Source organism: Pseudomonas sp. WC2, from assembly GCF_050586545.1.
GTDB lineage: Bacteria > Pseudomonadota > Gammaproteobacteria > Pseudomonadales > Pseudomonadaceae > Aquipseudomonas.
On sequence record NZ_JBOBDR010000047.1, the window covers coordinates 1 to 739 of the forward strand.

Below are 739 nucleotides of genomic sequence, written 5' to 3' on the forward strand. Positions count from 1 at the left end.
GGTCGGTTTCACATCCTCCACAGCCTTGATCCGGTATTTCTTCACCGGCCCGACAATCGCATCCGCCTCAACCTGACTCAGCGTCAGCGCGGCTTTGAAATGCATTTCCAGTTCAGTGCCGTGCCCCAGCTCCTTAAGGTAGCTGTTAGGTACCGGAAACTCGAACTGGCCGGCATCCAGCCAATCTTGATTGACGTAGGAAGACGGCCACGGCCACAACGTCGAATCGTGGTCATCGCCCTTGGCGGTTTTGCCCTTCAGCTCCAGCTTTACCCGTTGATTCAGTGCAATGAATGCCCACGTCTCGGCGCGTGCAGTGCCGCCCGTCTCGACGGTACTCAGATCCAGTTCATCACCCACTGCCTGCACGATGCTGAGCTTGTCCAGCTCCGCCAACGGCAGCGGCGTGACCGTCACAGTCAGTGGCAGGGACGGTACTTTTTTGCCGCCCGCTGTCACTTCATATTTCAGCTCGAAGGTTTTCGCTGCATTACCAATGTTCGCCGCAATCGCTTCCGGCGGGATCAGAAACTCAACGCTGCCCTCCGCCACACCCGGTTTCGCCGCAATCACCGGCGAACCAGCACCGGGAGTGCCGGTCAGGGTCAGTTGAATACTGTGTTTATCGTTCATCCCGGTATAAGCCACGATCACACGGCCACCGGTTTGGGCATTGAGCGGTGCCAGAGTGACAGCCGCCCCTGCGCCCGAGGCCTGAGGCATCTGCGCCAAAGGCAGC

At 59.0% G+C, this 739-nt stretch carries 1 pseudogene; it reads right to left on the reverse strand.

Going from position 1 to position 739, the window contains the following annotated elements:
• A pseudogene (locus tag ACQ4OE_RS26750) lies at positions 1-739 on the reverse strand (hypothetical protein); the annotation flags it as partial.